This window comes from Microbacterium sp. K35, from assembly GCF_004794375.1.
Lineage (GTDB): Bacteria > Actinomycetota > Actinomycetes > Actinomycetales > Microbacteriaceae > Microbacterium > Microbacterium sufflavum.
Genome location: NZ_SSDM01000304.1, coordinates 1 through 9377 on the forward strand (window position 1 = coordinate 1; position 9377 = coordinate 9377).

The 9377-nt window shown below is 71.4% G+C and carries 7 protein-coding genes; 3 read left to right on the forward strand and 4 right to left on the reverse strand.

Features of this window, described 5'->3' with window-relative positions; genetic code table 11:
* Both DW299_RS11825 and DW299_RS11830 read left to right on the forward strand, forming a co-directional pair.
* The coding region (locus tag DW299_RS11825) for a phosphopantothenoylcysteine decarboxylase domain-containing protein (protein ID WP_275090589.1) at positions 1-439 on the forward strand (439 nt) is incomplete at its 5' end.
* 120 nt (positions 440-559) lie between these two features.
* Positions 560-2776, forward strand: a complete 2217-nt coding sequence (locus DW299_RS11830) for an ATP-dependent Clp protease ATP-binding subunit (protein ID WP_136035153.1) — start codon at positions 560-562, stop codon at positions 2774-2776.
* 57 nt (positions 2777-2833) lie between these two features.
* Here the strand turns inward: DW299_RS11830 and DW299_RS11835 are convergent, their stop codons facing one another.
* From DW299_RS11835 to DW299_RS11850, 4 genes are all read right to left on the reverse strand, one after another.
* Positions 2834-4345, reverse strand: a complete 1512-nt coding sequence (locus DW299_RS11835) for an APC family permease (RefSeq protein ID WP_136035154.1) — start codon at positions 4343-4345, stop codon at positions 2834-2836.
* Positions 4346-4468: 123 nt separating this feature from the next.
* Positions 4469-5056, reverse strand: coding sequence for a nitroreductase family protein (locus DW299_RS11840; protein WP_136035155.1), 588 nt, complete (start codon positions 5054-5056; stop codon positions 4469-4471).
* A 106-nt stretch (positions 5057-5162) separates the two neighbouring features.
* The gene (locus tag DW299_RS11845; RefSeq protein ID WP_136036707.1) at positions 5163-6650 is read right to left on the reverse strand and encodes a glycosyltransferase; all 1488 of its coding nucleotides are present in this window, start codon (positions 6648-6650) and stop codon (positions 5163-5165) included.
* A gap of 60 nt (positions 6651-6710) precedes the next feature.
* The gene (locus DW299_RS11850; RefSeq protein WP_136035157.1) at positions 6711-7619 is read right to left on the reverse strand and encodes a LysR family transcriptional regulator; all 909 of its coding nucleotides are present in this window, start codon (positions 7617-7619) and stop codon (positions 6711-6713) included.
* Positions 7620-7757: 138 nt separating this feature from the next.
* On the opposite strand from DW299_RS11850, the gene DW299_RS11855 reads away from it, so the two are divergent.
* Positions 7758-9377 (forward strand): proline dehydrogenase family protein (locus DW299_RS11855; protein ID WP_205814387.1); only part of this gene is annotated, 1620 nt, incomplete at its 3' end.

The following is a 9377-nucleotide window of genomic DNA, read 5'->3' on the forward strand; positions in this document are numbered from 1 at the left end:
GTCCGCCGCGATGGCCGAGGCGGCCGCGGACGCCCAGGTCGTGGTCATGGCGGCGGCGGTGGCCGACTATCGCCCGGTCGAGGTGTCGGCGCGCAAGCTCACGAAGGACACCGGGGGCGTGCCGCCGATCGAGCTCGTGGAGAACGAGGACATCGTCGCCGGGCTCGCGGCCGCTCGGCGCGCGGGACAGCTCGTGATCGCGTTCGCCGCGGAGACGCCGGAGGACGAGGCCGCGATGCTCGACCGCGCCCGCGCGAAGCAGCAGCGCAAGGGGGTCGACCTGCTGGTGGTGAACGAGGTCGGCTGGGACCGCGGCTTCGAGCGCGCGGAGAACACCGTGCACATCCTCGGTCCTGGCGGTACCGCGGCCGGCACCGCGTCGGGATCGAAGCGCGAGGTCGCCGCCGCGGTCTGGGATGCCATCGTCCGGGAGAGGTGACGACGGGCTGGAGGCGCGACCCCCGGAATGGTAAACTTGAGTCAACACGGCTCAACTTTTATCCCGTCCCCGGACTTCGGCGGCGGGGCCGACCAGAAGGAGTACCTCCAGGAGGAGCGCATGACCACCCCGCAGACCGGATCCCCGAACCAGGAACAGCAGTCCGCCCTCGAGCAGTTCGGCATCAACCTGACCGACCGCGCCCGCGAGGGCAAGCTCGACCCCGTCATCGGACGGGACAGCGAGATCCGACGCGTCAGCCAGGTCCTCACGCGTCGCACCAAGAACAACCCGGTGCTGATCGGCGAGCCCGGCGTCGGCAAGACGGCCGTCGTCGAAGGGCTCGCGCAGCGCATCGTCGCGGGCGACGTGGCCGAGTCGCTGAAGGACAAGGAGCTCGTCACCCTCGACATCTCCGCCCTCGTGGCCGGTGCCATGTACCGCGGGCAGTTCGAGGAGCGGCTGAAGCAGGTGCTCAAGGAGATCACCGAATCGGACGGGCGCGTCATCACCTTCATCGACGAGCTGCACGTGCTCATGGGCGCGGGCGGCGGGGAGGGCTCCGTCGCGGCCTCCAACATGCTCAAGCCGATGCTGGCCCGCGGCGAGCTGCGGCTCATCGGCGCGACCACGCTCAACGAGTACCGCGAGTTCATCGAGAAGGACGCGGCCCTGGAGCGCCGGTTCCAGCAGGTGTACGTGGGAGAGCCCTCGGTCGAGGACACGATCGCGATCCTCCGCGGCCTCAAGGGTCGCTACGAGGCGCACCACGGGGTGACGATCTCGGACAGCGCCCTCGTGGCTGCGGCCGCCCTGTCCAACCGGTACCTGCCCGCTCGGCAGCTCCCGGACAAGGCCATCGACCTGATCGACGAGTCGATGTCGCGGCTCAAGATGGAGATCGACTCCTCCCCGGTCGAGATCGACCAGCTCAAGCGTCAGGTCGACCGGCTCAAGCTGGAGGAGCTGGCCCTCAAGCGCGAGAAGGATGCCGCCTCGAAGGAGCGCCTCGGGGCGCTGCGCGAGCACCTGGTCGAGCTGGAGAAGGAGCTCGCCGGCCTCGAGGCCCGCTGGGCGCGCGAGCGTCAGGGGCTCAACCGGGTCGGCGAGCTGAAGAAGCAGCTCGACGACGCCGTCACCCAGCGCGACCTCGCGATGCGCAACGCCGACTACACGAAGGCGTCCAAGCTCGAGTACGAGACCATCAAGCGGCTGGAGCGCGAGATCGCCGAAGCGGAGCAGGCGGAGGCGACCACCTCGACCGAGCCGCGCATGGTGAACGAGCAGGTGACCGAGGAGGACATCGCCGCGGTGATCGCCGCCTGGACGGGCATCCCCGTCGGGCGTCTGCTCCAGGGCGAGAGCGAGAAGCTGCTGCACCTGGAGAACGAGCTCGGCAAGCGGCTGATCGGCCAGAAGGACGCCGTGAAGGCCGTGTCCGACGCGGTGCGCCGCTCCCGTGCGGGCATCAGCGACCCCGGCCGTCCGACCGGATCGTTCCTGTTCCTCGGGCCGACCGGTGTCGGAAAGACCGAGCTGGCCAAGGCGCTCGCCGCGTTCCTCTTCGACGACGAGCACGCCATGGTGCGCATCGACATGTCGGAGTACGGCGAGAAGCACTCGGTCTCCCGGCTCGTCGGCGCCCCTCCCGGGTACGTCGGCTACGAGCAGGGCGGCCAGCTCACCGAGGCCGTGCGGCGGCGCCCGTACAGCGTGGTGCTGCTCGACGAGGTGGAGAAGGCGCACCCCGAGGTGTTCGACGTGCTGCTGCAGGTGCTCGACGACGGCCGCCTCACCGACGGTCAGGGTCGCACGGTCGACTTCTCGAACGTGATCCTGATCCTCACCTCGAACCTCGGCTCGCCGATCCTCATCGACCCCGTGCTCTCGCCCGACGAGAAGCGCGAGCAGGTGATGGCGCTCGTGCGGCAGGCGTTCCGCCCGGAGTTCCTCAACCGGCTCGACGACATCGTGATGTTCAGCGCGCTGAGCGAGGACGACCTCGCGCAGATCGTGGAGCTGTCGGTCGACCAGCTGCACGACCGGCTCAAGGACCGCCGGCTCACGCTCGCCGTCACCCCGGACGCGCGGGCGTGGCTCGCCGAACGCGGCTACGACCCGATGTTCGGTGCGCGGCCGCTGCGCCGGCTCATCCAGACCGAGGTGCAGAACAAGCTGGCCACGGCGCTGCTCTCCGGTGGCGTGCGCGACGGCGACACCGTCCGCGTGGACGTGGCGGCCGACGGCTCGGGACTCGTGCTCACGTCGACGACCCCCGAGCCCGAGCCCGCGGAGGATGACGACGACGTGATCGAGGCCGAGCTGCTCGACGACTGAGACTCCGTCACCACACGAGAGCCCCGTCCCGGAAACCCGGGGCGGGGCTCTTCGCCGTCAGTCCGACGGCCGGCTGCGGAGGCCGCCGAGGGCGTCGCGCTCCAGCTCCCGGCCGATCAGCGAGTGCCGGCGGGAGTAGGCGAAGTAGATCACCAGGCCCAGCGCGAGCCAGATCGCGAACCGCACCCAGGTCTCGGTGCTGAGGTTCAGCATCAGCCAGAAGCAGGCGATCGCGGAGATCCACGGGAGCCAGGGCGACAGCGGCACCGTGAACGGCCGCTCCAGGTCGGGGCGGCTCTTGCGCAGGATCGGCACCCCGATGCTCACGAGCACGAACGCCGAGAGGGTGCCGATGTTGATCATGTCGCCCAGCACCTGCACGTCGGTGAATCCGGCGATGATCGCGATCACCACCCCGACGATCAGCTGGATGCGGATGGGGGTGCCGCGCTTGGCGTCGGTCACGCTGAGTGAGCGGGGCAGCAGGCCGTCACGGCTCATCGCGAAGACCACGCGCGCCAGACCCATGAGCAGCACCATGACCACCGTGGTGAGCCCCACGAGGCTGCCGATCGCGATCACCTGCGCCGCCCACGTCGCCCCGACCAGCTCGAACGCACTGGACAGCGACGGCTCGTCGAGCTTGGCCAGCTCGGTGTACGACACCATCCCGGTGATGACGATCGCGACCAGCACGTAGAGCACGGTCACGATCACGAGCCCGAGGATGATGCCGCGCGGCACGGTGCGCTTGGGGTCCTTCGTCTCCTCGGCGCTGGTGGCGACGACGTCGAACCCGATGAACGCGAAGAACACCAGGGCCGCGCCGCTGAGGATCCCGAACACGCCGTAGATCGACGGGTCGGCGCCGGTCATGAAGGAGAACAGCGACTGCGTCCAGGCGCTCTCCGAGGCGACGCCCTCCTGCGCCGGCGGCACGAACGGGGTGTAGTTGGCGCCGTTGATGAAGAACAGCCCCACGACGATGACGAACAGCACGATCGCGACCTTGATGACCGTGAACACGCTGTTGACGCGGCTGGACAGCCGCGTGCCGAGCGCGAGCAGCACGGTGAAGATCGCCACGATCACGACGGGACCCCAGTCGAAGCTGAGCGGGCCGAGCTGCAGCGTCATCGGGATCTGCAGGTCGAACAGCGACACGGCGTCGCCCAGGTAGACGCCCCAGTACTTGGCGATCACCGCGGAGGCCATCAGCATCTCGAGGATGAGATCCCAGCCGATGATCCAGGCCAGGAACTCGCCCAGCGTCGAGTACGTGAACGTGTACGCGGACCCGGCCACCGGGATGGAGGAGGCGAACTCCGCGTAGCAGAGGATCGCGAGACCGCAGACGGCCGCCGCGATGATGAACGAGATGATGACGGCCGGGCCCGCGTGTCGCGCGGAGGCCTCGGCGCCGACGGAGAAGATGCCGGCGCCGACCGCGACCGCGACACCCATGACGGCGAGATCCCACACGCCGAGGGATCGCTTCAGCGATCTCTGCTCGTCGTGGGTCTCGGCGATCGACTGCTCGACGGACTTGACCCTGCGCTGGAATGCCATGCCGACGATTGTAGGTGCGGGGGGTCGTGCCGCACCCCTCACAAAAGGCCGCCCGATACGGCGAGGCCCGGCCCCGTGCGGGGACCGGGCCTCGTCGCGGCGGAGCGCCGGCGTGCGCGCGACTCAGGCGCTGAGGAGCACGGTCTCCGCGATCGGGCGACGCACGCGCGGGGCGACCTCGCGCTCCTGCAGCGGCTCCGGCAGCGCGGCGATGTCGCCCAGCTCGCCGAGCGCGATGACGGTGGTGGGGGTGAAGCGCGGCTCCAGGTCGGCGAACTCGCGCACGACCTCCGGGTCGAAGCCGCTCATCTGGTGCACGACGAGGCCGTCATGGTGCGCCTGCACGGAGAGGTGGGCGACGGCCTGGCCGAGGTCGTACAGGGCGTGGGTGAGTGGCGTGCCGTCGGCGGTCTCGGTCTCGGCGATCGCGACGATCAGCGCCGCGGCGTTGCCGGCCCACGCCTGGTTGAAGCCCATCAGCGCGTCGACGATCTGCGCGTGGAGTGCGGTGCCGCGACGGGCGACCAGGAAGCGCCAGGGCTGGGTGTTGTTGGCGGAGGGGCTCCAGCGGGCGGCCTCCAGGGCGGTGGCGAGCTTGTCCTCGTCGATCGCGTTCTGCGCGTCGTAGGCGCGGGGGCTCCAGCGACCGGCGAGGACGTCGAGGACGGGGTGCTCGGTCGGGGCGGTGCGGTCGATGACGGGAGTGCTCACGGAAGTGCCTTTCGGACGGTGGGATGGATCGGACGCCGTCGTCCGGGCTACTCCCCACCCAACTCATACATGCGCATGCATATTCCCGCGCGTCAGCGGCGGATGCTCAGCGGCCGAGCGCCCACCGGGCCCGGCGCCGCACCACGCCCGCGAGTCGCCGCGCCCGCACGCCCATCGGCTGCTCCCGTGCGGCCGTCAGCAGCTTCGCGTCGTACGCGGCCCGGAGTTCGCGCGCCCACCGTCGGGTGATCGCCCGGTCGGAGAACTCGGCCGCCCTGGCCCGCGCCTTCCTCCGCATGCCCTCGACCCGCCCGGGCGGCATCGCGGCGAGCTCCGCGATCCGCTGGGCGAGCCCGTCCACGTCGCCCTCGGGGAGCAGGAAGCCGTTCACCCCGTCGCGGATCATGTCGGCCGGGCCGTAGCGGATGTCGTAGGCGAGCGGGATGCACCCGGCCGCCATGCTCTCCACGAGCACGAGGGGCAGCCCCTCCGACGTCGACGTGAGCAGGCTGAACCCGGCGGTCGCGAACTCCTCCCGTGCGTGCGGGTCGAAGCCGCGCAACCGGATCCACTCCTCGGCGCCGAGATCGCGGATGCGCGCGGCCAGCTTCGGCTCGTCCGGGCCCTCGCCGATGACGTCGGCCTCGATCCGGGCGTCCGCGGTGTGGGCCTTCGCGAGCGCCTCGATCGCGTGGCCCAGGCGCTTGCGCTTGTCCAGCGACGCGACCACCACGCCGCGGGTGGCCGGACGGGGTGCGGAGACCGCGGGCGGCAGCGTCACCTCGTTCGGGATCGTGCGCACGCGGGCCTGCACGCCCAGGGCGGCCAGGTCTTCCACGAGGTCGCTGCGCTGCCGCTCGGTCAGCACCACGATCTCGTCGAAGTCTCCCGCGCGTCGCAGGACGCCCTCCCGGGAGGCGCGGAGCGTCCGCGGGCGTCCGGCCACCCGGTGCGAGGCGTGCACGACGTGCAGGGTCGTCACGTGGTCACGGCGGTATCCCGCGACCGGTCGCGCGGCGGTCTTCGAGTCGACCAGCAGGAAGCTCGCGCGCCCCGCCGTCAGGCGGTCGAACCACCAGCGGTACAGCCCCCAGCTGGTGCGCCAGGAGCGCAGCGGGGTCCCGTCGACGCCGTAGACGACCACGCGCCGCTCCGCCCCCTCGCGCTCGGTCGCCAGGAGGGAGCCGTCGCGGCGGAACCGGTCGACCGACAGGTGTCCGTCCCCGTCTCGGCGTGCGCGGCTGAGCACCACGCCGTCGTGCTCGCGCACGGTGTCGTCGTCTTCCGGGGCCAGCAGCGGCGGCAGCGTCGGGATGAGGCCCCGGGGTGCGGGCGGGGTGGCGCGCAGCTCGTCCCACAGGTTGCGGATGCGCAGCCCGTCGATCAGCTCGCCCTTCGCCCGCAGCCGCTCCGAGAGCTCGGGGTAGTCGGGGCCGTCGTCGAGCGTCAGCAGGTCGACGTCGACGCCCCCGATCCGGCGGAACGAGCGGGACCGGCGCAGCATCGCGCTCGTCATCCCCCCGTACTGCTCCGTGATGCCCCAGGTGAGGGCGAAGTGCCGGGCGGCCGGGAGGCGGGGAGGGAAGAGCGACATCTTGCCGAGGATAGCCCGGGGCTCTCCGGGGCGCGTCCTCCTCGCGGATGACCGGGCGGATCAGTCGAGGAGGTTGTGCGAGGCGGCGTCGGCGAGGGCGGCCCGCACGGCGCGGATCGACGGGGCGGCGGCCGACACCCGTCGCGCGGAGGAGAAGATCTCGCGGCGCGGGGAGCGCGGCAGCGGGGAGAGGTCGACGGTCGGGGTGTCGCCCGCCCACACCAGCTCGGGGAGCAGCCCGACGGCCAGTCCGGCGTGGATCAGGCGGATGTGCGCCGTGAGGTCGGCGAGCTCGAAGCGCACGTCCGGTTCGAACCCCGCGGTGCGGCACAGCTGCTCGGCCCAGGCGCGCGAGGCGGTGCCCGCCGGCTCCAGCACCCAGGGGGCCGTGCTGGTCGACCGGAGCGTCGTCGCGGGGTCGCCGTGCGCGGGGGAACCGGGGCGCCGGGCGAGCGCGATCGCGTCGTGCGCGAGCGCCACCCGGTCGAGATCGGCGTGGATCGGACGGCTGTGCCCCGGATACTGCTCGGCGAGGATGAGGTCGTCCTCCCGGCCGGAGACCGCGTCGAGGGCGGACTCCGGGTCGCGCTCGGTCACCTCGACCCGGAGGGCGGGGTGACGTTCCGCGAGCGCGGCGAGGGCGCGGGGCAGGAGCGAGTGGGCGGTGGACTGGAACACGGCCAGACGCACGGTCCCCGTCACCTCGGTGAGCGATTCCGCGACCGCGACCCTGGCGTGCTCGAGCTGGTCGAGGATGCCGATCGCCTCGGTCACCAGCACGGTGCCCTGCGGGGTGAGCTGCACACCGCGCCCCACCCGGCGCAGCAGGGGGACGCCCACGTCGCGCTCGAGGGCCGCGAGCTGCTGCGACACCGAGGCCTTGCTGTAGGACAGTGCGTCGGCGACCGCGGAGAGCGTGCCACGACGCGACAGCTCCACGAGCATGCGCAGGCGGGTGATGTCGAGCACGGGGCCTCGCGTCTGTTAAGTCTGAGTGAACAGAATCCACTCGAATCGGTTGATAGACGGAGCCTACCGAGCGGCTGGACAATGATCCAGCCGCACACGTCACCCGGGTGTGCGCTGCCGAGGAAGGTAACCCCGCCCATGACCGTCATCGACGACACCACGCCCCGCACGGAAGAGGTCGCCGCACTCGTGCAGCGCTGGCTCGCCGAGAGCGAGACCCACCCCGTCGAGCCCGCCGCTCAGCGCCTCTCCGAGGTGCTCAAAGACCCGAACGGTCTCGACTTCACGGTCGGCTTCGTCGACGGCGTCATGCGTCCGGAAGACCTCCGCGTCGCCGGGCGCAAGCTCGCCGAGCTCAGCGACATCACCCCCACGCTGCTGCCCGGCTACCTGCGTGCCGCGATCAAGGCCGGCGGCTTCTGGGCGCCCAAGCTCCCCGGCGTCGTCGTCCCCATCTCGCGTCGCGTGCTGCGGGCGATGGTGGGCCACCTCGTGCTCGACGCCACCCCGTCGAAGCTCGGGCCCGCGATCGCGAAGCTGCGCAAGACCGGCAACCGCCTGAACCTCAACCTGCTCGGCGAGGCCGTGCTGGGCGAGCGCGAGGCCGGCCGCCGCCTGCAGGGCACGTACGACTTCCTCGCCCGCCCCGACGTCGACTACGTGTCGATCAAGGTGTCGAGCGTCGTCAGCCAGCTGTCGATGTGGTCGTTCGACGAGGCCGTCGCCGACGTGGTCGAGAAGCTCACGCCGCTCTACCGGCTTGCCGCGAAGGCGGAGGCTGCGGGCAAGGCCAAGTTCATCAACCTCGACATGGAGGAGTACCGCGACCTCGACCTGACGATCGCGGCCTTCACGAGCATCCTCGACCAGCCCGGGCTGGAGGACCTCGAGGCCGGCATCGTGCTGCAGGCCTACCTGCCCGACGCGCTCGGTGCCATGCAGCGCCTGCAGGAGTGGGCCACCGCCCGCCGGGCCAAGGGCGGGGCGCCCATCAAGGTCCGCGTCGTCAAGGGCGCCAACCTCGCGATGGAAGAGGTCGACGCGACCGTGCACGGGTGGCCGCTCGCGACCTACGGCACCAAGCAGGACTCCGACACGAACTACAAGCGGGTGCTCGACTGGGCCATGACCCCCGAGCGCCTCGACGCGGTGCGCATCGGCGTCGCCGGACACAACCTGTTCGACATCGCCTACACCTGGCTCCTCGCGAAGGCGCGCGGCGTGACCGACGCGGTCGAGTACGAGATGCTGCTGGGCATGGCGACCGGTCAGGCCGAGGCCGTGCGCAAGGACGTCGGCCGCCTGCTGCTCTACACGCCGGTCGTGAACCCCGCCGAGTTCGACGTCGCGATCGCCTACCTCGTGCGCCGCCTGGAGGAGAACGCGAGCCCGGAGAACTTCATGTCGGCCGTGTTCGAACTCGCGTCGAACCCGACCCTGCTCACGCGTGAGCGCGAGCGGTTCGAGCGCTCCCTCGCCGCCCTCGCCGCCGACGCCGGGCTGCCGGAGTCGCAGCGGGTTCCGGCACCGCACCGCACGCAGAACCGGGCGGACGAGCGCCCCGCCGGCGTGACCGAGGGCTTCGCGAACCAGCCGGACAGCGACCCCGCGCTCGCCGCGAACCGCGCCTGGGGTCGCGACATCCTGCGCCGCTCCGTCTCCACGACGCTGGGGCGTGACGCGATCGCCGCCGCCCGCATCGAGACCGAGGCCGAGCTCGACGCGGTCTTCACCGCCGCGACCGCCGCCGCCGAGCGG

Bases quoted from the DNA above. Each gene is read 5' to 3' on its own strand.
- DW299_RS11835 (WP_136035154.1), bottom strand. From the start codon at position 4,345: ATGGCATTCCAGCGCAGGGTCAAGTCCGTCGAGCAGTCGATCGCCGAG.
- DW299_RS11830 (WP_136035153.1), top strand. From the start codon at position 560: ATGACCACCCCGCAGACCGGATCCCCGAACCAGGAACAGCAGTCCGCC.
- DW299_RS11845 (WP_136036707.1), bottom strand. From the start codon at position 6,650: ATGTCGCTCTTCCCTCCCCGCCTCCCGGCCGCCCGGCACTTCGCCCTC.